The 26,990-nt window shown below is 70.6% G+C and carries 24 protein-coding genes; 8 read left to right on the top strand and 16 right to left on the bottom strand.

Annotated elements, in window-relative coordinates; translation table 11 throughout:
* Positions 1 to 89: 89 nt before the first annotated feature.
* The 5 genes from F6W97_RS08070 to F6W97_RS08050 all read right to left on the bottom strand — a co-directional run bounded on the left by F6W97_RS08070 (position 90) and on the right by F6W97_RS08050 (position 6,501).
* Positions 90 to 1,370 carry a hypothetical protein gene (locus F6W97_RS08070; RefSeq protein ID WP_230686484.1) on the bottom strand — a complete coding sequence of 427 codons (1,281 nt, stop codon included), beginning with the start codon at positions 1,368 to 1,370 and terminating at the stop codon, positions 90 to 92.
* Between the two features lie 283 nt (positions 1,371 to 1,653).
* Positions 1,654 to 4,083 (bottom strand): malectin domain-containing carbohydrate-binding protein, encoded by a 2,430-nt coding sequence (locus tag F6W97_RS08065; protein WP_155369491.1) that lies wholly within the window; start codon positions 4,081 to 4,083, stop codon positions 1,654 to 1,656.
* A 480-nt stretch (positions 4,084 to 4,563) separates the two neighbouring features.
* Entirely contained in the window at positions 4,564 to 5,034 is a 471-nt protein-coding gene (gene ispF / locus F6W97_RS08060) for a 2-C-methyl-D-erythritol 2,4-cyclodiphosphate synthase (protein ID WP_230686483.1), read from the bottom strand.
* Positions 5,035 to 5,287: 253 nt separating this feature from the next.
* Positions 5,288 to 5,989, bottom strand: a complete 702-nt coding sequence (ispD, locus tag F6W97_RS08055; protein ID WP_269059674.1) for a 2-C-methyl-D-erythritol 4-phosphate cytidylyltransferase — start codon at positions 5,987 to 5,989, stop codon at positions 5,288 to 5,290.
* 26 nt (positions 5,990 to 6,015) lie between these two features.
* Entirely contained in the window at positions 6,016 to 6,501 is a 486-nt protein-coding gene (locus F6W97_RS08050; RefSeq protein WP_120317389.1) for a CarD family transcriptional regulator, read from the bottom strand.
* 297 nt (positions 6,502 to 6,798) lie between these two features.
* On the opposite strand from F6W97_RS08050, the gene F6W97_RS08045 reads away from it, so the two are divergent.
* From F6W97_RS08045 to disA, 5 genes are all read left to right on the top strand, one after another.
* Positions 6,799 to 7,236, top strand: coding sequence for a hypothetical protein (locus tag F6W97_RS08045; protein ID WP_155369488.1), 438 nt, complete (start codon positions 6,799 to 6,801; stop codon positions 7,234 to 7,236).
* A 92-nt stretch (positions 7,237 to 7,328) separates the two neighbouring features.
* A complete protein-coding gene (locus tag F6W97_RS08040; protein WP_155369487.1) occupies positions 7,329 to 8,129 on the top strand; it encodes a UbiA family prenyltransferase in 801 nt (266 codons plus the stop codon).
* Positions 8,130 to 8,181: 52 nt separating this feature from the next.
* Entirely contained in the window at positions 8,182 to 8,901 is a 720-nt protein-coding gene (locus F6W97_RS08035; protein ID WP_155369486.1) for a hypothetical protein, read from the top strand.
* Between the two features lie 88 nt (positions 8,902 to 8,989).
* A complete protein-coding gene (gene radA, locus F6W97_RS08030) occupies positions 8,990 to 10,411 on the top strand; it encodes a DNA repair protein RadA (protein WP_155369485.1) in 1,422 nt (473 codons plus the stop codon).
* Positions 10,412 to 10,465: 54 nt separating this feature from the next.
* Positions 10,466 to 11,572, top strand: coding sequence for a DNA integrity scanning diadenylate cyclase DisA (gene disA, locus F6W97_RS08025; RefSeq protein ID WP_407924554.1), 1,107 nt, complete (start codon positions 10,466 to 10,468; stop codon positions 11,570 to 11,572).
* Positions 11,573 to 12,058: 486 nt separating this feature from the next.
* On the opposite strand, the gene F6W97_RS08020 is transcribed toward disA, so the two are convergent.
* The 3 genes from F6W97_RS08020 to F6W97_RS08010 form a co-directional block, all read right to left on the bottom strand.
* Complete coding sequence (locus tag F6W97_RS08020; protein WP_155369483.1) at positions 12,059 to 12,766, bottom strand: hypothetical protein; 708 nt, start codon at positions 12,764 to 12,766, stop codon at positions 12,059 to 12,061.
* A gap of 69 nt (positions 12,767 to 12,835) precedes the next feature.
* Positions 12,836 to 13,378 (bottom strand): peptide deformylase, encoded by a 543-nt coding sequence (gene def / locus F6W97_RS08015; protein ID WP_155369482.1) that lies wholly within the window; start codon positions 13,376 to 13,378, stop codon positions 12,836 to 12,838.
* A gap of 40 nt (positions 13,379 to 13,418) precedes the next feature.
* The gene (locus F6W97_RS08010) at positions 13,419 to 13,949 is read right to left on the bottom strand and encodes a glycine cleavage system transcriptional repressor (RefSeq protein ID WP_155369481.1); all 531 of its coding nucleotides are present in this window, start codon (positions 13,947 to 13,949) and stop codon (positions 13,419 to 13,421) included.
* A gap of 98 nt (positions 13,950 to 14,047) precedes the next feature.
* Here F6W97_RS08010 and F6W97_RS08005 point away from each other — a divergent pair, with 98 nt between their 5' ends.
* Positions 14,048 to 14,932 (top strand): HhH-GPD family protein, encoded by an 885-nt coding sequence (locus F6W97_RS08005; RefSeq protein ID WP_155369480.1) that lies wholly within the window; start codon positions 14,048 to 14,050, stop codon positions 14,930 to 14,932.
* A 58-nt stretch (positions 14,933 to 14,990) separates the two neighbouring features.
* Positions 14,991 to 15,845, top strand: coding sequence for a polysaccharide deacetylase family protein (locus F6W97_RS08000; protein WP_155369479.1), 855 nt, complete (start codon positions 14,991 to 14,993; stop codon positions 15,843 to 15,845).
* A gap of 63 nt (positions 15,846 to 15,908) precedes the next feature.
* Here F6W97_RS08000 and F6W97_RS07995 read toward each other — a convergent pair whose 3' ends face one another.
* Both F6W97_RS07995 and F6W97_RS07990 read right to left on the bottom strand, forming a co-directional pair.
* Positions 15,909 to 18,440 (bottom strand): ATP-dependent Clp protease ATP-binding subunit, encoded by a 2,532-nt coding sequence (locus tag F6W97_RS07995; protein WP_155369478.1) that lies wholly within the window; start codon positions 18,438 to 18,440, stop codon positions 15,909 to 15,911.
* A gap of 410 nt (positions 18,441 to 18,850) precedes the next feature.
* Positions 18,851 to 19,201, bottom strand: a complete 351-nt coding sequence (locus tag F6W97_RS07990; RefSeq protein WP_155369477.1) for a histone-like nucleoid-structuring protein Lsr2 — start codon at positions 19,199 to 19,201, stop codon at positions 18,851 to 18,853.
* A gap of 592 nt (positions 19,202 to 19,793) precedes the next feature.
* On the opposite strand from F6W97_RS07990, the gene F6W97_RS07985 reads away from it, so the two are divergent.
* On the top strand, positions 19,794 to 20,522 hold the full coding sequence (locus tag F6W97_RS07985; protein ID WP_155369476.1) for a class I SAM-dependent methyltransferase: 729 nt from the start codon (positions 19,794 to 19,796) through the stop codon (positions 20,520 to 20,522).
* Here F6W97_RS07985 and F6W97_RS07980 read toward each other — a convergent pair.
* The 6 genes from F6W97_RS07980 to F6W97_RS07955 all read right to left on the bottom strand — a co-directional run bounded on the left by F6W97_RS07980 (position 20,512) and on the right by F6W97_RS07955 (position 26,862).
* Positions 20,512 to 21,276: a type III pantothenate kinase gene (locus F6W97_RS07980; RefSeq protein WP_120317403.1), complete on the bottom strand. Its 765-nt coding sequence runs from the start codon at positions 21,274 to 21,276 to the stop codon at positions 20,512 to 20,514. The genes F6W97_RS07985 and F6W97_RS07980 overlap by 11 nt on opposite strands.
* Positions 21,277 to 21,283: 7 nt before the next feature.
* Entirely contained in the window at positions 21,284 to 22,165 is an 882-nt protein-coding gene (gene nadC / locus F6W97_RS07975; protein WP_155369475.1) for a carboxylating nicotinate-nucleotide diphosphorylase, read from the bottom strand.
* Complete coding sequence (locus tag F6W97_RS07970) at positions 22,162 to 23,943, bottom strand: L-aspartate oxidase (RefSeq protein WP_155369474.1); 1,782 nt, start codon at positions 23,941 to 23,943, stop codon at positions 22,162 to 22,164. Before F6W97_RS07970 ends, nadC begins: the two co-directional genes overlap by 4 nt.
* A 115-nt stretch (positions 23,944 to 24,058) precedes the next feature.
* Positions 24,059 to 24,949: a septum formation family protein gene (locus F6W97_RS07965; protein WP_196279015.1), complete on the bottom strand. Its 891-nt coding sequence runs from the start codon at positions 24,947 to 24,949 to the stop codon at positions 24,059 to 24,061.
* 79 nt (positions 24,950 to 25,028) lie between these two features.
* Complete coding sequence (locus F6W97_RS07960) at positions 25,029 to 25,928, bottom strand: septum formation family protein (protein ID WP_155369472.1); 900 nt, start codon at positions 25,926 to 25,928, stop codon at positions 25,029 to 25,031.
* A gap of 79 nt (positions 25,929 to 26,007) precedes the next feature.
* Entirely contained in the window at positions 26,008 to 26,862 is an 855-nt protein-coding gene (locus F6W97_RS07955; protein ID WP_196279014.1) for a septum formation family protein, read from the bottom strand.
* Between the last annotated feature and the right edge of the window lie 128 nt (positions 26,863 to 26,990).

The raw sequence follows: 26,990 nt of genomic DNA, 5'->3' as shown, positions 1-26,990 counted from the left end.
ACGGACACAACATCATCCGCCACGACGCCGCACATCTCACTGCCTATCCTGATCACATTTCTCGTGATCGGCGATCGGAGTAATTCCGATCACGTTGCCGGCAATGGAAAGAATGCGATCCTTCCATGGAACTCGCCATGCACTGTATCCGTATCGCTGGCAATCCACAGTCCTGCGGTAGTGGGGTAGATGTCCTCGGTGCCGACGCCTCGATCCTTTCCGGGGTTCCAGGTGAAGGCTTTGCCGGTCACCGGATTGATCGCGCCGATGCCCTCGGACGGCACGGCGCCCGGACCGGCGTCGTCGGAGCCGTTCGGGTTGTCCAGCCAGCGCTGGTGGCCGCCGACGTAGACGGCAGCCCCGGCCACCGCGACGGACAGCAGGGTGTCCCCGCCGGTGTAGTTGGCCCAGACCGGCTGCTTGTTGGCGACCTGGCTGACCAGGTCCCACCGGGCCGCGGTGTCGCACAGTGAGCCGGTGCGCTTGGCGCCGGTGGTGACCGCCACGAACCAGGTCCCGTCGGCGGAGATGTCGACGGCGCGCATGTAGGTCGGGAACGAGTTCGAGCACTGCTGCTGGTAGCGCGTCGTCGTCCAGGGCGACAGCGTGGCCGGTGAGGTGGCCAGGTTCACCACCGCGATCTGATGCCGGGCCTGGCCTGCGACGCTGCTGAAGTTGCCCATGATGACCAGCTTCGAGCCGTCGGGGGTGACGTCCATGCCGGTCACCTTCACCGCGGAGGTGGCCCCGGAGCCGGTGGTGCGCGCGCCGTCCAGGCTCATGTTCACCGAGGCGTCGGCCGCGCCGGTGCCCGCGTTGAGCGCGGCCAGGCCGCGCCGGCTCGCCCCGCCGACGGTCTGGAACCGCCCGCCGAGCAGCAGCCGGCTGCCGGTCAGCTTCAGCTCGTCGACCCCGCCGTTGATCTCCGGCACGGTGAAGCCGGACACCGAAGCCCCGGTGGTGGCGCTGATCCGCTCGACACCGCGCGAACGGACCCCGTTGACGTTGGTGAAGTCGCCGCCGATGTAGAGCGACTGGCCGTCAGGCGCCGCGACCAGGGTGCGGACCGTGCCGTCGACCACCGGCTTGAAGGTGGTGTCGATGGCGCCGGTGGTGGCGTTGAAGGCGAACAGCCGGCGCTGTGTGGTCACCGTCGTCGAGTTCGACGGCCGGATCTGCGTGAACGAGCCGCCCACGTAGACGCGGCCGCCGATGGCAAGGATCTTGAAGGCGGTGCCGTCGAGGGCGTGCGGCGTCCAGTTGACCGGATCCTGCCCGACCAGTGCCGGGTGCTGCACCGACACGGCCGAGGCGGAGGCGCCGAAGGCGACGGCGGCGAGGGTGGCCGCCGTGGTCAGCGCAACGAACACCGGGCGCCGCCTGATGCGACGCGCGATCGAGAACCCATACATACGTCCGGATGCTGCCACGAATCGGCGGGCGAGCCTGTCGTGCAGACGACCACGGGAAAGCCGCATAACCGCTTGCGTGAATACCACTTCACGCACTATTACGGGTCTATTGTCGACAATTAGGCCTGGGCATTCGGCACACTTTAGCCGTTCGACCCGTAACGGGCAACGCCCGGCCCCCATAAGCGAGCGGACCGGCCACCCGAGGGTGACCGGTCCGCCTTCACTGCCGTGTCACGGTTCAGCCGCGGATGAACGCTCCCGGCGACACCCAGCTCACCGAGTCGATCGCCGGACCGCTGATCGCGGTGGCGACGCCGGTGAAGTTGGCGCCGTCGAACGCCCGGCGGATGAGCCGGCCGTCGGTCCGCGACCAGTACACGTTCCCGCCGGAGACGAACAGCGCGCCCGAGGGGACGGACAGGTTCTCCAGCGCGGTGCTCGTGCCACTGCCGTTCGCCTGGTAGCGCACCGAGCCGAAGACGCCGCTGTCCGGGCTGAAGTAGCGCCAGAACAGCGCGTTCTGCCCGTTCATCGTGTAGTAGATCCGGCCGTTGCTGTAGAACATGCTCCGCACGTTCGGCAGCTCGGTGTAGATCGCGGTCTTCTTGCCGTCGTACGTCTTGGTCGTGCCGGTCTCGTCCACCAGCACCCCGTCCCAGCGCGGGTCGGAGTGCGGGTTGTGCAGCGAGGCCGGACCGAAGTTGACGCCGTCGAAGGTCCGCTTGTAGAAGTTGCTGTCCGACATGCCGTAGTACAGCGTGTTGTCGACCAGGAACGCGCCGCGCAGGTTGGCCCACACGGTGCCGTCCGCGCCGCCGACCTCGGCGAGCGCGCCGGCCGTGGTGCCGTCGTACGAGCGCTTGGCGACACCGAGGCCGGTGCCACCGCTGGTCCGCACGATCTCGATCGCGTCCACCGCGGGGTTGAGCAGCCCGTGGAGGAACTCGATGTTGATCGTCCCGTCACTGGTGACCGGGAACTTCAGGGTGTGCGCGACCTTGTAGCCCACCTGCGCCACAGTGTCGTAGTTGTCCGCGCGGAGGACACCATCGATCTTGATGTCGAACACGCGCTGCCCGGCGGAGCTGTAGTTCCAGTCCCGCGCCACGAAGGAGAGGCGGACCTCCACCTGCGTGCCGGCGGTGACCGGGAAGTTCCACATCATCTCCGGGGCGGCCGACGGGTCGAACCGCCGGTCGTCGAAGACTCCGAGCGGGGTCGACGCCGCCACGGACGCGTCCGTGGTGAACGTGTTCGACACGATGGTGTTCGCGGTGCTGCCCGAGTTGCGGTAGAGGCTGGTGGAGGCGGTGTCCGCCAGCCAGGCCATCTCGCCGTCGTTCGCCGCCAGCTCCGGGCCGCCCGCGTTGACGCGGTACAGCACGTCGTTGGCCGGGACCGTCACGGTGCTGTTCGGGAAGAACACCTCGGTCGGCAGGTCGCCGACGACGCCGGCCGGCTTCACCTGACCGCCCGCGAGCGGGAAGTAGGCGAGCTTGCCGCGCATGTACTCGTAGTTGCCGATGTAATCGGTGTCCGAGCCGACGTAGAGGCCGTCCTCGGTGGCGTACAGCGCCGAGGCGCCGATGCCACGCGGGTTGCGGCCCGGGTTCCACGCCATCGGGATGCCGTTGCCCGGCTCCAGCGCGGCCAGACCCGGCCGGGCGACCGCGCCCTGCTGGGCCGCGTCCTTGCCGTCGCTGTTGTTCATCCAGCGCTGGTGGCCGCCGACGTAGACGGCGTTGCCGGTGATGGCCACCGACAGCAGCGTGTCGCCGCCGGTGTAGGCGATCCAGCTCGGCTGCAGGTTCGTGCCGGTGACGAAGTCCCAGCGGCTGGCGCTGTCACACAGCGTCCCGGCGTACGGCGCACCCGAGCTGACGACGACGAAGTAGCTGCCGTCCGGCGAGATGTCGACGTCGCGAACCCACTTGTCGAACCGGCTCGACAGACAGGCGTCGTCGAACCGGTTGGTGTGCCAGGGGCGGATGGCAGCCGACGCACCGGTCAGGTCGAGGGTGACGACCTGGTCGTAGTCGCCGCCGTTCGCCTGCTTGAAGTTGCCGAGCACGACCGCCTTGGTGCCGTCCGACGTGATGTCGAGCTCGGTGGCGCCGACGGAGGAGCTCGCCCCGGAGCCGGCGTAGTTGTGGTGCCCGGTCAGCGCGATGTTCACGAACGGATCGAATACACCCGTGGTCGCGTTCACCGACGCCAGGCCGTTGCGGGTCACCCCGCCGGCGGTGGTGAAGAAGCCGCCGACCAGGATCCGGTCGCCGAACTGCTTGACCGAGTTGACCGCGCCGTTGAAGGTCGTCGCCTTGAACGACGACACCACGGCGCCGTCGGTGGTGTTGAGCAGGACCAGCCTGCTCCACCCGCCGGCCTGCACCCCGGTGAAGCGGCCGCCGACGAACACGGTGCCGGGCGCGTTGCCCGGCTGCAGCGAGAGCACCTCGTCGTTGATGTTCGGTGCGAACGCCGGGTCCACCAGACCCGTGGTCGCGTCGAACGCGAACAGGTACGGCTTGCTGTGCACCGTGCCCGTGCCTCTATCGGTGACCCCGGTGAAGGTGCCGCCGACGATGACCTTGTTGCCCACCTTGACGATCGCGTTGACCGTCCCGTCGTTGATGTTCGGTGTCGCGGTCGACGGGACCGCGGACACGGACCGATCGTGCGGCGGTTGCACCGCCGACGCCGGACCGACGCCCAAGAGCAGAGCCGCGGCTACCGCGGTCCCTGCCATCGTGGTGCGACCTAGCCTTCGCACAGTTGTTCTCTCCCGCCAAACCAAAGGAAGCGGGCCCGGTAGACACCGGTGCCCGAACGCGAAAAGCCACAGCTGACGCTAACCCTGAAGCTTCAGGAAGATTGCTGCTCAGGGCAAGAGGAAGGCAGGCAATGTGGCTGATCGGACAGCCAATCGACACCCAAGTCGGGTGGGTGCTGTATCTTTCGCGGCCGCGGCTCGGCTGGCCGCGACAACGCCGGTCGGATCAGCTGCACTTCGTGTCGACAGTACGACATCGGGTGAGGTGTGCACCGGCCTGTCCGAGGACGACTGTCACGGGAGCGACAGAACCGTAGTCTAATTCGGACTTCCCGACTTGCCAAGCCTGGGCGTATTGGCAGGTCAGAGCGCCGCTCAGGAGGAGACGGGCTGCACCAGGGCCACCGCGATCGCGGCAAGGCCCTCGCCGCGGCCAGTGAGGCCGAGCCCGTCGGTGGTGGTGCCGGACACGGTCACGGGGGCGCCTGCGGCCGCCGAGAGCACTCGCTGCGCCTCGTCCCGCCGCTTGCCGATCTTGGGGGCCACCCCGATGACCTGGATCGAGATGTTGCCGATCTCATAACCCGCGGCGCGTACCCGGCGGGCGGCCTCGCCCAGCAGCACGATCCCGGCCGCGCCGGACCACTCCGGGCGGTCGGTGCCGAAGTTCGCGCCCAGGTCGCCCAGGCCCGCGGCACTGAAGAGGGCGTCGCAGGCGGCGTGCGCGGCGACGTCGGCGTCGGAGTGCCCGGCCAGGCCCGGCGAGTCGGGCCAGTGCAGACCCGCGACCCAGCACGGCCGGGTCTCGTCGAAGGCGTGCACGTCCGTCCCGATACCGACCCTCACCGAACTGCCTCCTCGATCATCACGGCGCCGGGATGGCGACATTCCGTCGAACCTACCGAAAGTGACTCGTCCCGGCAGCCCGCCTGGACGGCCGTCGCACCGCGGTGATCGCTGTTTCGTGTCAGAACCTGCGGTGGGACCGCAGATCATGGCACGAAACAGCGATCTTGCACCTAACCCGCTGGGTCGGTCAGCGCCAGGCGAGCACTGCCGACGACTCCCCACCATCGTCCACAAGTCCATGATCGACCTGCTAGAGGGGGTGGGCGGCCAGGAGGGATTCGGCGATCAAGAGGTCCAGGGGGCGGGTGATTTTGAGGGCCAGGTCGCTGCCGGGGACGCAGTGGACCTTGTGGCCGAGGCGCTCGACCATGCCCGCGTCGTCGGTGTGCTCGCCGGCGGCCTCGGCGTGGGCGCGGACCAGGATGGCCCGGGGGAAGCCCTGCGGGGTCTGGATCACGCGCAGCGGGGTCCGGTCGACGGTCTCCAGGACGTGCTCGCCGGCGTCCACCCGCTTGATGGTGTCGACCACGGGCAGAGCGGGCACCACGGCGGCCGCGCCGGACCGCACCGCGGCGGCGACGGCCTCGACCAGCTCGGGCGGGGTCAGCGCACGGGCGGCGTCGTGCACCAGCACGACGTCGATCGACTCGGGCACGACCGCCAGCGCGGCGGCCACCGACTGCTGCCGGGTGGCCCCGCCGGGCACCACCGTGGCACCGGGCACCAGCGCGCGGACAGCCTCCACGTCGCCGGGCGGCGCGGCGATCACGATCATCGCGACCGATGGGGCGAGGGCCAGGCGGCGGCACGCGTGCACCAGCAGCGACTCGCCGGCCAGCGCACGTAGCGCCTTGGGCGTTCCGCCGCCGAGACGTACGCCCATGCCCGCGGCGGGAACGAGAACCGCGACGTCCTTGCGCCGAGTGGGCGCAGGAACGTCGCGGCTATCGATATCAGATGACACTGTCGTTGTGCGGGTCACGCCTCGGCGAGCACCTTGTCGAGGAGGACCTCGGCGCCGTCCTTGGTGCTCTTCTCGGCGAGCGCGACCTCGCCGACGAGGATGTCCCGAGCCTTGGCGAGCATCCGCTTCTCCCCCGCCGACAGACCACGCTCACGCTCACGGCGCCAGAGGTCACGCACGACCTCCGCCACCTTCAGCGGGTTACCCGAGGCAAGCTTCTCGAGATTCGCCTTGTAACGCCGCGACCAGTTGGTCGGCTCCTCGGTGTGCGGGGCGCGGAGGACGTCGAAAACCTTGGACAGGCCCTCTTCGCCAACCACCTCACGCACGCCGACGATCTCGGCGTTCTCGGCGGGCACCCGCACCGTCAGGTCGCCTTGAGCGACCCGAAGGACGAGGTATAGCTTCTCCTCGCCCTTGATGGTGCGGGTCTCGATAGCCTCGATGAGTGCGGCCCCGTGGTGGGGGTAGACAACGGTCTCGCCGACACTGAAATCCATAGGTACGAAACCCCTTTCGCTGTGTCTAGGGTAACACGGGCGTGCCGCGCAGTCCCAGCCCGTCTTGCACAGTTAGCGCAGCTCACCCCCGTTGTGAGCCGTATTTCTTCTGCTTGACACAGCTCGGCAACGCTTCTTCCGCTACGCTGAGTGACCTTTTCTGCACTCATTGGCGTCTGTGGGGCCCGATGTCCACATCGCGAACAGACCTCAATCTCCTCCCGCGCGCTACTAGCGTGAGTCAGTAGGACGCGGGACAGTAGATGGACGCGGTGTTGAACGCGCGAGGAGCCGGCGATGGGCACGCTGGGGAACGGCCTTCCGGACCTCCCGCCCGAGTGGGGAGAGGTCGTCATTCCCGATGACCCCGCTGAGCTGGCCGAAGAGGCGGAGCGGGTCAGGGAGGAACTGCGGGCCGAAGCCCGGGCCGCACGGCGTGCGGCCTGGCGGGCGCGCTGGCGCAGGCGGCTGCACCTGCCCGAACGCATCGACGATCCTGATCAGCCCTCACTCGTGCTGCCGCTCATCGTGCTGGCGATCGCCGTGGTGATCACCCTGCTGAGCCTGCTGCTCATCGCCTGGCCCGGCCTGACCGGGTCGACCCCCGAGACCCCGCAGCCGGGCCCACCCGTCCGCCCGGCCGTCTCCGCACCCGCGAACTCCACCCCCGGCACGGCGCCGACCACGCCGGGCCTGCTGCCGCCCAGCGCGCACCCGCCCGGCCCCACGCCCTAGCCGGCGCCCTGCGGGCCTCGCGGCAGCCCGGCGGATCGAACCACCGGGCTCCGTGGAATGCGGCAGTAGGAGTGACGCGCGACACTGATCGGATGTCACCGCTGGGTCTGCTGCGCGCCTGCCACCCGTTGCCCGCCCTCGCCGTCACCGTATTCGGCGGCCTGCTGGCCGTGGGCATGGGCCACACCCCGGGCGGCGTCGCCGCGGTCATGGCGACCGTGGCGCTGAGCCAGCTGTCGGTCGGCTGGGCCAACGACGCCATCGACGCCGCGCGAGACGCCGCCGTGGGCCGGACCGACAAACCACTGGCCGGGGACCCGGCGGGGCGGCGTACCGTCGCCATCGCGGCCGCCGCGACCGCCGCCGCGACCGCCGCCGCCTGCCTGTGGTGGGGTTGGCCCGCCGGAGCCTGGTTCGCGCTCGCCGTGCTCTCGGCCCACCTGTACAACTGGCCGCTCAAGGCGACGGCCTGGTCGATCGTGCCCTACCTGGTGTCCTTCGCCAGCCTGGTGATCTTCGTCAGCACCTCGCTGCCCGGCGCGCCGTTCCCGGCCGGCTGGCTGATCGCCGCGGCGGCGCTGCTGGCGGGCGCGGCACACCTGCTCAACGCGGTGCCCGACCTGGCCGACGACGCGGCCACCGGCATCCGCGGCCTGCCCCAGCGGCTGGGCGCCCGGCGCAGCCTCGCCGCGGCCTCCGGGCTGCTGCTTGCCGCGACGCTCACCCTGCTGGCCGGAGCCCGGCCGCCGCTGTGGGCCGGGGTCGGCACGCTCCTCACGGCCGTCGTCCTGATCACCGTCGGCTGGTACGCGCCACCCCGCGCCGCCTTCCGCGCGCTACTCGCCGTGGCCGCCGTGGACCTGGCTCTGCTGGTGCTCAGCGGCGCGCTGTGATCAGCGGCGGGTCGGCTGCGGGGCCTCGATCGCCGGACACTACGCTGAGCCCGTGACTCGCTCGATCACCATGCTCCTGGCCGGCGGTGCCGCCGCCGCTGCCCTGGCCCTGACCGGCTGCAGCGCCGGCATGAACTCGCAGACCGCCGACCAGGTGGCGGCCGTGCCCGGCTTCAGTTGGACCGTGCCGGGTCCCAACGGCGGCAACGTCGCGCTGCGCGACGCCATGATCGCCTACGGCGGCGCGACCGGTTACGCGCAGGGCGCGACCGCTCCGCTGCAGCTGCGCATCTTCAACGACACCGAGCAGCCGATCACGCTCGACAAGTTCGAGTCGAACGACGCGGCCGGCGTCAAACTGGCCTCGGCTGCCGACCTGAAGGCCAGCCCCAGCCCGGCAGCGGAGTCCCCGAGCCCCGCGGCGAGCAAGTCGCCCAAGGCGGCCGGCAGCCCGTCCCCGGACGCCGAGGCCAGCCCCCAAGCGGAGGCCAGCCCGAGCCCGGCCACCGCGGCCCCGGCCAAGCTCACTATCGCGCCGGCCGGCTACCTGGAGCTGACCCCGGGCAGCGGCCAGTTCCTCGCCCTGACCGGTCTCAAGAAGGCCGTGGTCAACGGCCAGGGCGTGCACCTGAAGCTGACCTTCTCCAACGGCGTGGTCATCGAGACCCCGCCGGGCACCGTGGTGCCGCTCGCGCCGCCGCTCAGCCCGCAGCCGCGCCTGCCCATCACTCCGCCGCCGACCCGCGCCGGCACCGAGGGCGAAGGCCACTGACCCGGTAGTGGGCTCGTCCCGGGGGCGCCTGGACGGCGCACCCCGACGACTCCCCGCCACCGTCACATCCGGAAGGTAGGTTGCGCACGTGACTGTGCGCAGCACCTCCTCGAAGACGGCGAAGCCCGCACGCCCCGGATACGTCTGTGACGCGTGCGGGCATCAGCCTCCCAAGTGGTTCGGCCGCTGCCCGGAATGCGGCGAGTGGGGCTCGGTCATCGAAGCCTCGGCCGGTCCGGCCCTCGGCGCGATGCGCAACGTGGCCCCCCGTGCCCCCGGTGAACCCGCCCGGCCCATCGCCACCATCTCCGCCCTGCCCGCCCGCGCGGTCCCCACCGGCGTCAGTGAACTCGACCGCGTCCTCGGCGGCGGCCTCGTGCCCGGCTCGGTGGTCCTGCTGGCCGGCGAGCCCGGCGTCGGCAAGTCGACCCTGCTGCTCGACGTGGCCCAGCAGTGGGCGTCCGGGGCCGGCAGCCCCTCCCTCATCGTCAGCGGCGAGGAGTCCGTCAGCCAGATCAGGCTGCGCGCCGAACGCATGAACACCCTCCACGAGCAGCTCTACCTCGCCGCCGAGACCGACCTGGCCGCGGTGCTGGGCCACCTCGACGCGGTCAAGCCCGGCCTGCTCGTGCTCGACTCCGTGCAGACCATCGCCGCCCCCGGCAACGACGGCGTGCCCGGCGGCGTCACCCAGGTGCGGGCGGTGACCGCCGCGCTGATCGCCGTGGCCAAGGAGCGCAACATCGCGGCCGTGCTGGTCGGCCACGTCACCAAGGACGGCAACGTGGCAGGCCCGCGGGTGCTGGAGCACCTGGTCGACGTGGTGCTGCACTTCGAGGGCGACAAGCACTCCTCGCTGCGCCTGGTCCGCGGGCTGAAGAACCGGTTCGGCGCCGCCGACGAGGTCGGCTGCTTCGAGATGCACGAGAGCGGCATCGCCTCGCTGCCCGACCCGTCCGGGCTGTTCCTCACCCGATACGCCGAGCCCGTGCCCGGGACCTGCGTCACCGTCGCCATGGAAGGCCGCCGTGCCCTGGTCACCGAGGTGCAGGCGCTGATCGGGGCCACCGTGGCCGGCTCGCCGCGGCGCACCGTCTCCGGCCTCGACTCGGCCCGGCTGGCCATGGTGCTGGCCGTGCTGCAGCGGCGCACCGAGCGCATGGCCCTGCACGACAAGGAGGTGTTCGCCGCGACCGTCGGCGGCATCCGCGTCGTCGAGCCCGCCGCGGACCTGGCCGTCGCGCTCGCCGTCGCCTCCGCCGGGCTCAACCTGTCCATGTCGCCGCGGCTCGCGGCGATCGGTGAGGTAGGTCTCACCGGTGAGGTACGCCGCGTCGGCGCGGTCCCCCGGCGCCTGGCGGAGGCGTCCCGCCTCGGGTTCAAATACGCTCTGGTACCGCCCGGTTGCGGTCCGTCGTCAACGGGCACCTCAGCGGGCGACATGCACGTCGAAGAGGTGTCCGATCTGCGTACCGCACTGCACTGGGCTGCCCGGTTGTCCGCTGAGTGACGCTTCCGCCACGGGCCGCCGGGCGCGCTCCGGCGGCCCCCGTAGAATGTGCCCGTGCCGATCGATCGCGACACCACCTGGAACACCGCCGCAGTCGGCGGTGATCCGTTGCGCGCCACCCTGGCACGGGTCGCTCCGGGCACGCCACTGCGCGACAGCCTCGAGCGCATCCTGCGCGGCCGGACCGGCGCCCTCATCGTCCTCGGGTACGACAAACTCATCGAGACCCTGGCCACCGGCGGATTCCCGCTGGATGTCGAGTTCTCCGCCACGCGCCTGCGCGAGCTGTGCAAGATGGACGGCGCCGTCGTGCTCTCCGCCGACGGCACCCGCATCCTGCGCGCCGCAGTGCACCTGATGCCCGACGCCTCCATCCCCACCGAGGAGTCCGGCACCAGGCACCGCACCGCCGAGCGCGTCTCCAAGCAGAGCGGCTACCCCGTCATCTCGGTCAGCCAGTCGATGCACATCATCGGCGTCTACGTGGCCGGCCAGCGACACACCCTGGACGACTCCGGACAGATACTGTCCCGGGCAAACCAGGCCCTGGCCACCCTCGAACGCTACAAACTGCGCCTCGACGAGGTCAGCGGCACCCTCTCCGCCCTGGAGATCGAAGACCTGGTCACCGTCCGCGACGCCCTGGCAGTCGTCCAGCGCCTGGAGATGGTCCGCCGCATCTCCGACGAGATCGCCGGCTACGTCGTAGAGCTCGGCACCGACGGCCGCCTGCTGTCCCTCCAGCTCGACGAGATGATGGCCGGCGTGGACGCCGACCGCACCCTGGTCATCCGCGACTACCTCCCCATCAATCGCAAGACCAGAACCGTCGACGAAGCACTAGTAGAACTCGACCTGCTCACCGCGAGCGAGCTCATCGACCTCGTCTCGGTCGCCAAGGCCATGGGCTACCCCGCCAGCACCGAGGCCCTCGACGCCGCCGTCAGCCCCCGCGGTTTCCGGCTCCTGGCCCGGGTACCCCGCCTGCCCGGCGCCATCGTCGACCGACTGGTCGATCACTTCGGCAGCCTCCAGCGGCTCCTGGGTGCGACCGTGGAGGACCTCCAGGCTGTGGACGGGGTGGGCGACGCTCGGGCTCGTGGCGTCCGTGAGGGTTTGTCGCGGCTTGCTGAGACTTCGATTCTTGAGCGGTACGTCTAGGTCGTGACGGCGTCGGGTGCCGGGGGGGTGGGGGTCGCGCGGGGGGGCCGCAAAGAGCGCGGCCTTTTACGCGCTCGACCCCAACCCCCGCTCCACGCCACCCTCACAAAGTAACCGGGTAAAAAGGGCACCCTTTTCCCACAAAGCAGCAGCCTCTCGCCCCACCCCGCGAACCCGTCTCAGGGCGTGACAGGTGACAGGGCCAACCCCGCCAACAGGCGTGAACCGGCAAACGGGTCCCTGTGGGGGTGTTCCGGTTACGTGGGGTCGGGGCTTCAGGGGTGGTGGTTGCGCGTTGTGTGGGGGACGGCATGCGGGTCGGTAAGGCTGTCGCTTTTACCCTGGTTTGCCCCGCCTACCTTGACCACCGTCGGTCGGGCGACTACGGCGAGGAGCGGAGCCGGGGGCAATGCTCGTAGGCGCGTAAAAGGGCCGCGCTCTTTGCGGCCCCAGCGCCGAGAGCATTGCCCCCGGCGGAGCGACCCACTACGTGAGCTTCAACGTCACAGACGGAGAGATCGCCGTACCCACACGGGCGTACAGCCGATACTCCCCAGCAGCCGGAACCGGCCCATCCGGCACCCTCTTGATCGACTTCTCGCAGGCCGAGCTCGAATGCCCGTTCCAGACCACCGTGTAGGACCGCTCGTGCGCCGGCGGGAAAGACCGCACCTCGTGCCCCCGCGGCCCTCCGCAGTCATCGCTCGACCACACCTTCTCGGTGCTCTTCAGAATGCGCAGCTCCTGAAGATCGGCTCCGACGTCGCGGGTGCACGTACGGTTCGAGGTGTTCTTGATGAGCAGCGTGATGAGCAGGTCGTTGCCGCGTTTGAGCGTGGTCTGCGTCGGCTTCGCGGTCACCTTGATCTCGGCGTCGGTGCAGGCGTTCGGGTCGGTCTCGCCGTCGCCGCTGCCTTCGCCTTCGGGGTCCGCCGTCGGTGACGGGGTCAGTTCGGATGCGGGGGCGATGACGCCGTCGGTGGGTGAGGCGGTGGGGTCGCCTGCTGCGGCTGAGGCCGGTGAGGCTCCCGCGCTGCTCGACGTGCCGTTGGCGGTGGGCTGCTGGGCGCCGCCGCTGCCGGTGCCGCGTACCACCAGGGTGATCATGAGGACGGCAGCCAGCAGCGCACCGAGCACCATGGCGCGGCGTCGCCAGTAGACGGCTGCGGGCAGCGGACCCACTATCAGTCTCATGATGTGTTCACGCTATCGCCCTCGATCACGACACGCACCATGCGACACGCTCAGCGGTCGAAGTCCGTGTCACAGATAGACTTTCCGCTGATAGATCGCGTGCGCTCCGTTTACCTTGTCCAAAAAGAGCAGTCCGTTGCAGTGGTCGATCTCGTGCTGGAGCGCGCGGGCTTCGAAGGCATCGGTGGTGATCGTCACCTTACGGCCGCTGCCAGGCAGTTCGCCGGTGACCACGATGCGGCCGGCGCGTTTGACGTCGCCGGTGAGGTCGGGCACGGACATGCAGCCCTCGCGGCCGGGCCGCCACCGGCTCGCTTCCACGATCACGGCGTTGGCGAGCACGAACGCGCCGTGCAGGGTGGCCGTCTTGGGGTGGTCGGTGACGTTCACCGCGAACAGCTGCACGCTGACGCCGACCTGCGGCGCGGCGAGGCCGACGCAGCCGGGTGACACGGCCATGGTCGCGACGAGGTCGGCGGCGAGCGCGACGACCTGCGGGTCGGTCGGGTCCACGGCCTCGCCGACGCGGCTCAGCACGGGTTCGGGCGCGGTGACGACGGGCAGCACCCGTCCTGCGCCGAGTGCGGTGATGTCCCAGCCTTCGATGCTCACGCCGCCTCCTCGCCGTCGGGTGTGGGCGTTTTCGGCCGGCTCATAAGACGTCCGCCCCGGCGGGGCGCAGGTTGACCTCGACGCCGAGTTCGTCGGCGACCTGCGCGAGCCGTCTGGTCAGCTCGCCGGGCACGCCTTCGGGCAGGTCGACCTCGGCGACGAGCAGGTACAGCGGGCCGACGAGGCGGGTGGACAGGTCGGTGATGTTGCCGCCGGCTTCGGCGACGACCCGGGTGACCGTCGCGACGATGCCGAGCCGGTCGGCGCCGTGCACGCTGAGCAGGTACGGCAGGCCGCCGTTGTGCGCGGACTCGTCGGCGCCGACGTCGCGGACCGTCACCAGCAGCTGGCCGTCCGCGGACAGCGGCAGCAGGGCCGCCTCGACCTCGGTGGCGCTGGCCTGCGCGGTGCAGATCAGGGTCATCGCGAAGTGACCGCGCAGCCGGGTCATCGTGGAGTCGGTGAGGTTGGCCCCGAGCCGGGCCAGCGCCTCGGCGACGTCGGCGACGATCCCGGTGCGGTCCGGTCCGATCACGGTGACGGCCAGTTCGGCTCCGTGCACGTCAGTCATGCCTTCTCCTCGCTGCGCTCCTCGGCGGCTCGTGGCGCCCGTCGGTGACGTCAGCACGCCCGCTCCTGCGGGCATTGTGCACCAGTAGGGTGGAGCGCATGTCCGAACTCGCCTCGTTGACCACTGCGTGGTACGACGCCAACGCGCGTGAGCTGCCCTGGCGGGACCCGGAGATCGGCGCCTGGCCGGTACTGATCAGCGAGTTCATGCTGCAGCAGACGCCGGTCGTGCGGGTGCTGCCGGTGTGGCGGGAGTGGGTGGCCCGCTGGCCCGCCCCGGCGGATCTGGCCGCGGAGGACTCCGGTGAGGCGATCCGCGCCTGGGGGCGGCTGGGCTACCCGAGGCGGGCGATGCGGCTGCACGCGTGTGCGACGGCGCTCGTGGAGCGGCACGGCGGGCAGGTGCCGCGGCGGCTGGACCAGATGCTGGCGCTGCCGGGTGTCGGCGACTACACGGCGCGGGCGGTGCTGGCGTTCGCGTACGGGCAGCGCCATCCGGTGGTGGACACGAACGTGCGGCGGGTCGCGGCGCGGGCGGTGAGCGGGCTGGCCGACGCCGGTGCGGCCACCACCCCGGCGGACCTGGCCCTGGTCGAGTCGCTGCTGCCGCGGGCCGACGCGGCGGCGGCACGGGCGAGCGCGGCGTTCATGGAGCTGGGGGCTGTGCTGTGCACTGCCCGCACGCCCCGGTGCGAGGCTTGCCCGCTGCGGGAACGGTGCGCGTGGCGGCGTTCAGGCGCCGTGCTGCCGCCGGGCCCGTCCCGCAAGCCGCAGCGCTACGCGGGCACCGACCGGCAGGTACGCGGGCTGCTGCTGGCCGTGCTGCGGCAGGCGAGCGGCCCGGTGGCCAAGCCCGCCCTGGACGTGGTGTGGCCGGAGCCGGTGCAGCGGGAGCGGGCTCTGGACAGCCTGCTCGCCGACGGGCTCGTGGTGCCCCGCGGGGAGCGTTTCGGCCTGCCCGGGCGTGTTCCCGCCGATATCTGACTCCGCCCTGATCTTTCTGTGGTATTGCGAATTCACTCAGCCTGGATAGAGTCCGGGCGTGGCCTCCACCCCCGTACGCCGCGCCATTGCCGTGTTCCTGCTGACCGCTTTCCTCGCGCCTGCCGCGTGCAAGAGCGCCGGGCCGGATCCGACCTTCGCCGGCCCCGAGACTCCCCCGACGCCGAGCGCCTCCGCCTCGCCGAGTGCCGTCGCTTCGCCGAGCCCGTCGGCGAAACCGACCCCCGCCGGGTTCAAGTCCCTGGGCTGGTACATGGCACGGGTGCCCCAGTTCCCGCAGGCCCCCACCCCGCAGCGGGTCGGACTGCCGGAGAGCGGCTCGGCCATCCACTGGTCGCGCGTGCCGACGACGCACAAGGTCGCCTTCATCACCATCGACGACGGTGCGCTGTCGCGTAAGCCGGAGGTCATCGAGTTCATCCGGCAGGCGAAGATCCCGGTAACGATGTTCCTCAACTCGCCGGCCGCCACCGAGCACACCGCCTACTTCAAGGCGATCCAGGAGGCGGGCGGCATGGTGGAGAACCACACGATCTCGCACACCTCGCTGAAGGGGAAGTCCTACGACTTCCAGAAGAGGGAGATCTGCGGGTCGGCCGACAAGCTGGAGAAGCTGTTCGGCCGCCGGCCGACGCTGTTCCGGGCGCCGTTCGGCGAGAAGGACGCCACCACGCTGAAGGCAGCCCACGACTGCGGCACGCAGGCGGTGTTCTTCTGGACCCAGACGGTCGACAAGGGCATCGTGCGCTACCAGACGTCGGAGAAGGTGGTGAAGCCCGGCGACGTGCTGCTGATGCACTTCCGGCCGGCGCTCATGGACGACCTGCTGGGCGCGCTGAAGGCCATTCACAAGTCCGGCCTGACCCCTGCCCTGCTGGAGGACTACGTCGGCTGACCGGCGCGCCGGCAAACGAAAGGGGCACCGCTCGCGCGGTGCCCCTTCGGCTGTGCGTTGTCGTTATGCGGCGGCAGCGTCGCTGCCGACCGGCTCGGCCGGGGCCTCGGGGACCTCGGGAGCAGCCGCCTTCTGCGATGCCGTGAAGGTCAGCTTCGCGGTCTCGATCTGCTCCGGGTCGCCCTCGCAGTCGACCAGCACGTGCTGGCCGGGCTTGAGCTCCTGGAACAGGATCCGCTCGCTGAGCGTGTCCTCCAGCTCGCGCTGGATCGTCCGGCGCAGCGGCCGGGCGCCCAGGACCGGGTCGAAGCCCTTCTTCGCCAGGTACTTCTTGGCGTTGTCGGTGAGCTCCAGGCCCATGTCCTTGTTGCGCAGCTGAGCCTCGATCCGCTTGATCATGATGTCCACGATCGAGAGGATCTCCACCTCGCCGAGCTGGTGGAAGACGATGGTGTCGTCGATGCGGTTCAGGAACTCCGGGCGGAAGTGCTGCTTCAGCTCGTCGTTGACCTTCTGCTTCATCCGCTCGTAGTTCGACTCCGCGTCCTCGGACTTCTGGAAGCCCAGCGAGACCGCCTTGGCCACGTCCCGGGTGCCCAGGTTGGTGGTCAGGATGATCACGGTGTTCTTGAAGTCCACGATGCGGCCCTGGCCGTCGGTCAGGCGACCGTCCTCCAGGATCTGCAGCAGCGTGTTGAAGACGTCCGGGTGAGCCTTCTCGATCTCGTCGAAGAGGACCACCGAGAACGGCCGGCGGCGCACCTTCTCGGTCAGCTGGCCGCCCTCGTCGTAGCCGACGTATCCGGGCGGGGCGCCGACGAGGCGGGACACCGTGTACCGGTCGTGGAACTCGGACATGTCCAGCTGGATCAGCGCGTCCTCGCTGCCGAACAGGAACTCGGCGAGCGCCTTGGACAGCTCGGTCTTACCGATGCCGGACGGGCCGGCGAAGATGAACGAGCCGGACGGGCGCTTCGGGTCCTTGAGGCCGGCCCGGGTGCGCCGGATCGCCTTGGAGACCGCCTTGACCGCGTCGATCTGGCCGACGACCCGCTTGTGCAGCTCGTCCTCCATGCGCAGCAGACGGGAGGTCTCCTCCTCGGTCAGCTTGTACACCGGGATGCCGGTCCAGTTGGCCAGGACCTCGGCGATCTGCTCGTCGTCGACCTCGCTGACGACGTCCAGGTCACCGGCCTTCCACTGCTTCTCCCGCTCGCCCTTCTGGCCGAGCAGCTGCTTCTCCTTGTCGCGCAGCTGGGCTGCCCGCTCGAAGTCCTGCGCGTCGATCGCGGACTCCTTGTCGCGGCGCACCTGGGCGATCTTCTCGTCGAAGTCGCGCAGGTCCGGCGGCGCGGTCATGCGGCGGATGCGCATCCGGGCGCCGGCCTCGTCGATCAGGTCGATCGCCTTGTCCGGCAGGAAGCGGTCGGAGATGTACCGGTCGGCCAGGTTCGCCGCCGCGACCAGGGCCGCGTCGGTGATGGTGACCCGGTGGTGCGCCTCGTAGCGGTCACGCAGGCCCTTGAGCATCTCGATGGTGTGCGCCACCGAGGGCTCGCCGACCTGGATCGGCTGGAAGCGGCGCTCCAGCGCGGCGTCCTTCTCCAGGTGCTTGCGGTACTCGTCGAGCGTGGTCGCGCCGATGGTCTGCAGCTCGCCGCGGGCCAGCATCGGCTTGAGGATGCTGGCGGCGTCGATCGCGCCCTCGGCGGCGCCCGCGCCGACCAGAGTGTGGATCTCGTCGATGAACAGGATGATGTCGCCGCGCGTGCGAATCTCCTTGAGCACCTTCTTCAGGCGCTCCTCGAAGTCACCGCGGTAGCGCGAGCCGGCCACCAGGGCGCCGAGGTCAAGCGTGTAGAGCTGCTTGTCCTTCAGCGTCTCGGGCACCTCGCCCTTGACGATCTTCTGGGCCAGGCCCTCGACGACGGTGGTCTTGCCGACGCCGGGCTCACCGATCAGCACCGGGTTGTTCTTGGTGCGGCGGGACAGCACCTGCATGACCCGCTCGATCTCCTTCTCCCGGCCGATCACGGGGTCGAGCTTGCCCTCCCGCGCCGACTGGGTCAGGTTGCGACCGAACTGGTCCAGCACGAGGCTGGTGGACGGGGCGGCCTCGCCGGTGGCGGCGCCGGCCGCGGCCGGCTCCTTGCCCCCCTGGTAGCCCGAGAGGAGCTGGATGACCTGCTGGCGCACCCGGTTGAGGTCGGCGCCGAGCTTCACCAGCACCTGGGCCGCGACGCCTTCGCCCTCGCGGATCAGACCGAGCAGGATGTGCTCGGTGCCGATGTAGTTGTGGCCGAGCTGCAGCGCTTCGCGCAGCGACAGCTCAAGCACCTTCTTGGCCCGCGGCGTGAACGGGATGTGCCCGCTCGGCGCCTGCTGGCCCTGGCCGATGATCTCCTCTACCTGCTGGCGCACGCCCTCCAGCGAGATGCCGAGACTTTCCAGCGCCTTCGCCGCGACGCCCTCACCCTCGTGGATGAGGCCGAGCAGGATGTGCTCCGTGCCGATGTAGTTGTGGTTGAGCATCCTGGCCTCTTCTTGGGCCAGGACGACCACCCGACGCGCCCGGTCGGTGAACCGCTCGAACATTCCCGCTCCTCACCTACGCCTCAGTTCCTCGAACTCCTGCCGGAGATCCGCGGCGGCGAAGCTGTTTCACTCACTCTAACGCCAGACCCCGACCATGTCGGCCCGCCGGAAACGCTCGTCCGGTCACCGTTGGGTAACCATCAGGTCGCTTACCGTCGACTTGAAAGCGGAGGAAACAGGGCATCTTCCCCAGAAACCCGCCGACGTGGCTGGCATCAGAGCCAACCTTGCCTCGCCCGCGGCTGTTCCGCATCCAGGACCGCTACGCGCACAGCGAAATATCGGTGTCCACATCCTGGCCGACGCGCCCGGCACGGGTCGGCGGACATGAAAGACGGCACGACGCGAAGGAATTACGCAACCTTCGCGTCGTGCCGTCAATCCGGCAAACGCCGCAAATCTCACAAAGACTAGCGCAGTCCCGCGGCGTAGTAGGCCTCGATCACCTTCGCCGGCACCCGACCCCGGTCGTTGACCTCTTTGCCCTGACCCTTGGCCCACTCGCGCACCCGCTGGTTGAAAGCACGCTGCTCAGCGGCAGTCGGCGCCTTCGCCTTGGGGGCGGCTGCCGGTCCGCGCCGGCCGCTCTCCTTGCGCGCGGCGGCGACGAACGGCGCCAGCGCCAGCGCCAGCTTGTCATGGTTCGCCGGTCCGAGATCGATCTCGTAATTGGCGCCCTCGAATCCAAACCTCACGCTGCGGACGTCGCCCTCGGAACCGTCGAGGTCGTCCGCCAGCACCACAATCTCGCGCCTGGCCATACGTCATCCTTTCTCGCCGCCCCGGATCCTCCCCGCCAAGTCGAGGGCGTGCCATGAATTCATAGAGAAGAGCGCTCGCCAGGATAGCCACTCATTGACAGCGGATCAATTCCGGCGTGACCCATTATTCGGCATACCATCGCCGGGCGCGGCGCAAAGTCGGACAGCAGCCGCGTCGATTATCCTCTGACAAGGGAAAACGGATTCTCAGCGCCATTGCGCAAAACGCCGAGGACGCGGTGATACCGGTTCCTGCGACCCGGAAGCACGGCATACCGTCGCGGCAGTCCGCTCGCACGGCGCAGTCGCGCGAGCACCGGCCGTCGCCCGGACCGACCCATTCGCGCTCTGCGACGACGCGATGACCCTGTGCGCCGACCGCCTATCCGGTCGCCGAATACACCGCCGTCCGGCGGCCCCCGCGGGGCACGTTCAGGGTGCCGACCGGGCTCGATTCCGCGACTCCGCGGCGGCGTATCCGACCGTCGTGGGATGAGCCTGTCGGCGACTGCCCGGACCGGGGACGAATTCGCCCACGCCCCGCTGCACTAGGGTGGGCCGGGCGTTATGGCGGCATACCCGGGAGGCGCGCATGGACCCCATCGAAGAGCATCGGCTTTCTTTCGGAGCGGCCGCACAGGCATACCAGCAGTCCCGCCCGGGTTATCCGGCACAGGCGCTGGCCTGGGCGATCGGCACGGCCCCCGGCCGCGTGGTCGACCTGGGCGCGGGCACCGGCCAGCTCACCAGGGTGGCGCTGGCCGCCGGCTTCGAGGTCGTGCCGGTCGAGCCCGACCCCGGCATGCGGGCCGCGCTCGACGCGGCCACCCCCGGGACCGTCGCGCGCGACGGCGCCGCGGAGTCGATCCCGCTGCCCGACGGGTATGCCGACGCCGTCGTCGTGGGCACCGCGTACCACTGGTTCGACCGGGCGCGGGCGCACCCGGAGATCGCCCGGGTGCTGCGCCCCGGCGGGGTGTTCGCGCCGATGCGCAACGACCGCGACCTGAGCGTCGACTGGGTCCGGCGGCTGGACGAGATCGTCCAGGCGGCCCGGTTCCACCGGCCCGACGTCGCGGACTTCGGGCCGCTGTTCGCCCCGGCCGAGTGGGCGACGTTCCGGCACGCCGTCCCGCAGACCCCGCAGGGCCTGCTGGACCTCATCGCCACCCGGTCCTGGTACCTGGTCGCGACCGAGGACGTTCGGCAGCGGCTGCGCGGCGAGGTCAGCGAGCTGTGCGCGACCCATCCCGACCTGGCCGGGCGGGACGGCTTCGAACTGCCCTACGTCACCACCGTGTGCCGGGCGGTCAGGCGCTGACGTTGCGCTCGTACACCATGCGCAGGCCGATCAGGGTGATCATCGGCTCGTGATGGGTGATGGTGCGGCACTCGCCCATCACCACCGGCGCGAGGCCGCCCGTGGCGATGACCGCGGTCACCCCGCCCAGCTCCTCGATCATCCGCTCGACGATGCGGTCGACCTGGCCGGCGAAGCCGAAGTACATACCGGCCTGCAGGCACTCGACCGTGTTCTTGCCGATCACCGAGCGGGGCTGGGCGGGCTCGACCTTGCGCAGCTGCGCGGCCCGGGCCGCCAGCGCGTCGAAGGAGATCTCGATGCCCGGCGCGAAAGCCCCGCCCAGGAACTCGCCCCGGGCGCTGATCACGTCGAAGTTGGTGGTGGTGCCGAAGTCGACCACGATCGCCGGGCCGCCGTAGAGGGTGTGCGCCGCCAGCGTGTTCACCACCCGGTCGGCGCCCACCTCCTTCGGGTTGTCGATGGCCAGCTGCACGCCGGTCTTCACGCCCGGCTCGACGACGACCGCGGGCAGCCCGGCGTAGTAGCGGCCCAGCATCGTGCGCAGCGAGCGCAGTGCGGCGGGCACCGTCGAGCAGGCGGCCACCCCGGTGATCTCGACGTTGTCCCCGGCCAGCAGGCCGCGGAACATCAGGCCGAGCTCGTCGGCGGTGTTGCGGGCGTCGGTCTTCACCCGCCACGAGTGCACGATCTTGTCGCCGTCGAAGGTGGCGAGCACCGTGTTGGTGTTACCGATGTCGATACAGAGCAGCACCCGACGTCTACTTCCGCGCTCGGAGGTCCAAGGCGATGTCCACGATAGGCGACGAGTGGGTCAGCGCCCCCACCGACAGGTAGTCGACGCCGGTGGCGGCGTACTCGGCGGCGACGTCCAGGGTCAGCCCGCCGGTGGCCTCCAGCTCGGCTCGGTCGCCGACCGCCGCTACGACCTCGCGCAGCAGCTGCGGGGACATGTTGTCGCAGAGCAGGAAGGTCGCCCCGGCGGTCACCGCCTCCTGCGCCTCGGCGAGCGTGGTCACCTCGACCTGCACGACCACGTCCGGGAAGTTCGCCCGGACCAGGTCGTACGCCGCGGTGATGGAGCCCGCCGCGAGCTTGTGGTTGTCCTTGATCATTGCCACGTCGTAGAGGCCCATGCGCTTGTTGGTGCCGCCCGCCGCGCGGACCGCGTACTTCTCCAGCGGCCGCAGGCCGGGGGTGGTCTTGCGGGTGTCCAGCACCAGCGCCTTGGTGCCGGTGAGCTGCTCCACCCAGCGGCGGGTGTGGGTGGCCACCCCGGACATGCGGCAGAGCAGGTTGAGCGCGGTGCGCTCGGCCGACAGGAGGGTCCGGGTGGGCCCGGTGACCGTGGCCAGCACGTCGCCGCGTGCCACGGTGTCGCCGTCGGACGCGTGCACGGTGACCTCGGCGCCCGGCCCGGCCAGCTCGAACACCAGCTCCGCCACGGCCAGCCCGGCGACCACGCCGGACTCGCGGGCGATCAGGTCCGCGGTGTCCACCTGTGGTTCCGGGATGGTCGCCACGCTGGTCACGTCGAGCCGGTCCGGGCCCAGGTCCTCGCGCAGCGCGTTGGCCACGATGCGCTGCACCTCGTCCGGGTCCAGCCCTGCCTTGAGCAGCTGCGCCTGCGTCGCGTCCCTCACGCCATCGCCTCCCACGTCTCCGTCATCGCGCCGGTGCCGGCCAGCTCGGGGTACAGGTGACCCCGCCAGCCGTCGTCCGCCTCTGCATGATCCTCGCGCCAGTGGCACCCGCGCGTCTCGGCGCGCAGGGCAGCCGACGCGACCAGCGCGCTCGCGACCGTGAGCAGGTTCGCGAACTCCCAGCCCGCGGTGCGCCCCGGCAGCGGCGGCGTGCCGGTCTCGCGCAGCACCCGGGCTGTCTCGGCCAGCGTCTCGGCACTGCGCAGCACGCCCGCGCCGCGCGTCATCGCCCGCTGCAGCTCGCGCCGCCGGGCCGCCAGGTCGACCGGCGGCACCTCGGCCGCGGACACCAGGCCGTGCGGCGTCCACGCCAGACCGTCTGCCGCCACGGGTCCCGCTGCGGCCGCCGGGTCGCCGGGTGCGACGCCCTCGGTGCCCTCGCCTGCGAGCTGCTCGGATGCGAGGCTCTGGGGCAGGTCGGGCCCGTCGAGCACCGGGTCGGCCTGCGCGGGCAGGTCGCGGTTGATGTCGGCGGCGATGCGGCGGGCGAAGACCAGCCCTTCCAGCAGCGAGTTCGACGCCAGGCGGTTGGCCCCGTGCACGCCGGTGCAGGCCACCTCGCCGCAGGCGTACAGGCCGGGGATGCTGGTGCGGCCGTCCAGGTCGGTGCGGACCCCGCCGGAGGCGTAGTGCGCCGCCGGGGCCACCGGGATCAGGTGCACGGTGGGGTCCACGCCGGCGGCCAGGCAGTACGCCGTGATCGTCGGGAACCGGTGGGCCAGGTCGGGCACGTGCCGGGCGTCCAGGTAGACGTGATCGGTGCCGGTGGCCAGCATCTGCCGGTGGATGCCCTTGGCGACCACGTCGCGCGGCGCGAGTTCGGCCAGCTCGTGCTGGCCGACCATGAACCGCTTGCCGTCCCCGTCGACCAGGTACGCGCCCTCGCCCCGCAGCGCCTCGCTGACCAGCGGCTGCTGTGCGGTGCGGTTGTTCGGCAGGTAGAGCGACGTCGGGTGGAACTGCACGAATTCGAGGTCGGTGACGTCGGCCCCGGCCCGCAGCGCCAGCGCGACGCCGTCGCCGGTGGACACGACCGGGTTGGTGGTGGCCGCGAAGATCTGGCCCAGGCCGCCGGTGGCCAGCACCACGGCGCGGGCCAGCACGGCCCCGACACCGTCCTCGGTGCCCTCGCCGAGCACGTGCAGGGTGACCCCGCAGGCCCGGCCGGCGGCGTCGCGCAGCAGGTCCAGCACCAGCGCGTGCTCCACCAGGCGGATCCACGGGTCGCGGTTCACCGCCGCGTGCAGCGCCCGCTGCACCTCGGCTCCGGTCGCGTCGCCGCCCGCGTGCACGATGCGGTTGGCGTGGTGCCCGCCCTCGCGGGTCAGCATCAGCGAGCCGTCCGGGTGCCGGTCGAACTCGGCACCCATCTTGATCAGCTCACGGACCCGGGTCGGTCCCTCGCTGACCAGCACGTCCACCGCGGCGGGGTCGCACAGGCCGACGCCCGCGACCAGCGTGTCCCGGGCGTGTGCGGCGGGGGTGTCCAGGGGGTCCAGCACGGCCGCGATGCCGCCCTGTGCCCAGCGGGTGGAACCGTCATCGATGTTGACCTTGGTAACCACGGTGACGTGCAGGCCTGCCTCACGCAGGTGCAGTGCCGCGGTCAGGCCGGCGATGCCGGACCCGATCACCACCACGTCGGTGGGTTCGAACCAGCTCGCGGGCCGCGCGGGCAACGCCCGGGGCACCACCGGAAGATCAACCGGAACTGTCAACGCCTTGCGCACCAGCACAGTCAACCGCGCCGCAGCCCGCCGTTCACCCCCGGCCCCACGTGACACCCCTCACCCGTCCCCGGCACAGGGCCGGGGACGGGTGAGGGAATCAGGCTCAGTTGGTGGGCAGACCCTTGGTGCCGGCGCCCTTGAGGGACTTCGTGAGCTTCTTCTTGTCCAGCCAGAGGTGGCAGCGCACGCCGTGGTTGCCGGCCTCCCAGTCGGACTTCGACGGCCAGTTCCACACCACGCCGGTGCGGTAGCTGATGTTCGAGTCGTTGGGCACCTTCACGTACCGGGCGATGACGCCGCGGCACTCCTTGGCGATGCGGGTCTTCAGACCGGACAGGCTGTCGTAGGCGATGCCGTTCGCGATCCACACGCCCACGAACTCAGCGTTGTGCGCCTTGTTGCAGGCGGTCGGGACCAGCTGCGAGCCGTACTGGTAGCAGCCGAACTTCAGGTTGGACGCCGGCTTGGCCAGCTCGCCCTTGAGCGAGCCGATGCGCCGGATCGGGTCGCCGTGCTGGCCGTCCGTCTCGGCCAGCTCGCAGCGGTACCAGCGCGCCCCGCCGTCCCAGGCGGCCGGCGACGGCACCGCGAGGCCGAACCACAGGGCCCCGGTGCGCCATTCCCCGCCGAGGTAGTCGGTGATGCGCTTGTCGCAGTCCGCCCAGGCCTCGCCCAGGTCCGGCGAGCCCGCCGAGGGCGGGGTGGTGCGCGAGGCCGTCTCGCCGGTGAAGTCGGCGACGGCAGCCGTCTCGTACGTGTGGTTCTGGTCACACGGCTGCGGCTTGTACGACGAGCGGTAGCTGACGTCGCGGAAGCTTTCGGCGCACACGCCCTCGTCCGGGCGCCAGCTCGTGGCCGCGGGCAGCGCCGCCCACTGGTTGGTGAGGTCGCCGTCCGCCCCCGCCGGCAGCTGCCCCCCGCAGGCCGATGTGGCCAGCAGAGTGGCTGTGGCCAGCACGACCCCTGCGACCGTACGGCCGATCACCTCACGCATCAGTGCCTCCCCAAGCCATGCCGAACATGAATGGGGAGCATATTTCATGCCCGCCAACACATGTCGGGGCGTATCGGGGTCAGCTCGGGATGCCCTTGCCCGCGGTGCCCTTGGCCGAACCGGTCATCTTCTTGGTCTCCAGCCACAGGTAGCAGCGCACGCCGCGGTCGCCACCGGCCCAGGTCGCCTTGCTGTACGGCCACGAGATCACGCCGTACTTGCTGGTCGCGCTCACGCTGACCCCGATGAACGTGGCCATCGCCTTGCGGCAGTTGTCGTGGAAGTAGTCCCAGTCCGTCTCGCTCACCGGGTACTTGCGACTGGCCGCGGCGGCGAACGTGCCGACGTACTCGGCGTTGTGCGACTTGGCGCAGTCGGTCTCCGGCATGGTGTCCACCGAGCCGTTCTTGCCGCTCTCGGCGAAGCAGGTGAGCAGCAGCCCCGCCGGCAGGTTGCCGCGCAGGCTGCCGCTGCGGCGCACCCAGTCGGCCTTGTCGGTGACCGTGGTCAGCTCGTTGAGCTCGCAGCGGTACCAGCGGGCGCCGCCCTGCCAGGCCGCGGCCGAGGGCAGCGTCAGGTCGAGGGTGAGCCGGCCGTCGCGCCACTGCCGGCCGACGAACGCGGTCGCCCGCTCGTCGCACTCGGCGAACGCGCCCGCGAGCAGCGCATCGTCCGCCTCCGGCGGGTCGGTCAGCTCGGCGGCGGCACCGGTCAGCGTGCCGACGTAGACCGTCTCGCCGTAGTGCTCCGACTCGCAGTCGACCGGCCGGTACGCGGTGGCCCGGCCGGTCTGCTCGTACGCCTTCTCATGGCACACCTCGGCGCTGGGGGTGAACACCTGCGCCGCGGGCAGGCTCGCCCAGTCGTCGGCGAGCTTGCCGTCCACACCGGCCGCCGGCGACGTGCAGCCGGTCAGCGCCAACGGCGCCGCCAGTGCGCAGACGGCCGCACTGGCGGCGATCATCCGCCTCCATGCCATGTGTCGCCCCTCCCAGACCCTGGCCCGCCCGGGAGCCTAACCGACCGAAGGCGACCGCGACAGCGGTGCTGTCGGCCTTCTACCAGCCCGGAACGCCCTTGCCCTTGGACCCCTTGGCCGACTTCTTCATGGTCTTTCCGTTGAAGAAGTAGATCGAGCAGCGGACCACCCGGTCTCCGGCCGCCCAGGACTCCGAGTTCGCCGGGCTGGACACGACACCGATCCGGTCGGCGCTGGACGTGCTGACGCCGAGGAACTTCGCGGCCAGGCCCTGGCACTTGTCGTGCAGGACGTTCCACTGCCGGTCCGACTTCGGGAAGGCGGTGGTCTGGCTCGCCCGGAAGAAGCCCACGTACTCGCTGTTGTGCGCCTTGGTGCAGGGCACCTCGGGCATCTTGACGATCACGTCGCCCTTTTCCTGGGTGTGCGTGCAGCCGACCAGCAGCTCGGCCGGCACATTGCCCTTCAGGCTGCCCGCGCGCTGGACCCAGTTCATCTCGTCGAACACCGAGGAGACCTCGGTGACGTCGCACCGGAACCAGCGCGCGCCGCCGTCCCAGGCGGTCGGGGTCGGCACGGCGAGCGTCAGCTCGAGCCGCGCCTGGCCCCACGAACGGCCCAGGTAGGTCGCCGACTCCCGGTCGCACTCGGCGTACGCGGCGGCGGTGTCCTTCGGGGCGGGCGCGGCCGTCAGCCCCTTGAACTCGCCGACGTGCGCGACCTCGGCGTAGTGCGTCTTCGCGCAGTCGACCACGAAGTCGGTGTACCGGCCGGTGTCCTTCGGCGCGACGCCCAGGCAGACGCCCGCCTCGGGCACCCAGCCCTTGACGTCGGCGACCTTCACCCAGTCGTCGGTCAGCTTCGAGTCCACCTCGGCCGGCAGTCCGGTCCCGCAACCGGCCAGCGCCAGGTTCGTCAGTAGTGCAGCCAGCATCGTGCCGACCGTAAGGCGTCCCCGCATCGCCCATCCTCCCAGGTCATAGAGCCTGGGCGAGCCTAAGCGATCACGATCGAAGCCGTATCGGCCTAACGGCCAGGAGTGAGATCACACCTGGCCCGCAA

The sequence above is a fragment of the Catellatospora vulcania genome (assembly GCF_009720385.1).
Taxonomy (GTDB): Bacteria; Actinomycetota; Actinomycetes; order Mycobacteriales; family Micromonosporaceae; genus Catellatospora; species Catellatospora vulcania.
Note: the sequence above shows the minus strand (reverse complement) of the source record. Positions and strands in the feature narration are given on the sequence as shown.

Coding starts and splice junctions, on each gene's coding strand:
- F6W97_RS08040 (WP_155369487.1), top strand. CDS start 7,329: ATGTCACCGCTGGGTCTGCTGCGCGCCTGCCACCCGTTGCCCGCCCTC.
- F6W97_RS08010 (WP_155369481.1), bottom strand. CDS start 13,949: ATGACTGACGTGCACGGAGCCGAACTGGCCGTCACCGTGATCGGACCG.
- F6W97_RS08050 (WP_120317389.1), bottom strand. CDS start 6,501: ATGGATTTCAGTGTCGGCGAGACCGTTGTCTACCCCCACCACGGGGCC.
- F6W97_RS08045 (WP_155369488.1), top strand. CDS start 6,799: ATGGGCACGCTGGGGAACGGCCTTCCGGACCTCCCGCCCGAGTGGGGA.
- F6W97_RS08005 (WP_155369480.1), top strand. CDS start 14,048: ATGTCCGAACTCGCCTCGTTGACCACTGCGTGGTACGACGCCAACGCG.
- F6W97_RS07955 (WP_196279014.1), bottom strand. CDS start 26,862: ATGCTGGCTGCACTACTGACGAACCTGGCGCTGGCCGGTTGCGGGACC.
- F6W97_RS07985 (WP_155369476.1), top strand. CDS start 19,794: ATGGACCCCATCGAAGAGCATCGGCTTTCTTTCGGAGCGGCCGCACAG.
- F6W97_RS07960 (WP_155369472.1), bottom strand. CDS start 25,928: ATGGCATGGAGGCGGATGATCGCCGCCAGTGCGGCCGTCTGCGCACTG.
- F6W97_RS07965 (WP_196279015.1), bottom strand. CDS start 24,949: ATGCGTGAGGTGATCGGCCGTACGGTCGCAGGGGTCGTGCTGGCCACA.
- F6W97_RS07990 (WP_155369477.1), bottom strand. CDS start 19,201: ATGGCCAGGCGCGAGATTGTGGTGCTGGCGGACGACCTCGACGGTTCC.
- F6W97_RS08020 (WP_155369483.1), bottom strand. CDS start 12,766: ATGAGACTGATAGTGGGTCCGCTGCCCGCAGCCGTCTACTGGCGACGC.
- F6W97_RS07995 (WP_155369478.1), bottom strand. CDS start 18,440: ATGTTCGAGCGGTTCACCGACCGGGCGCGTCGGGTGGTCGTCCTGGCC.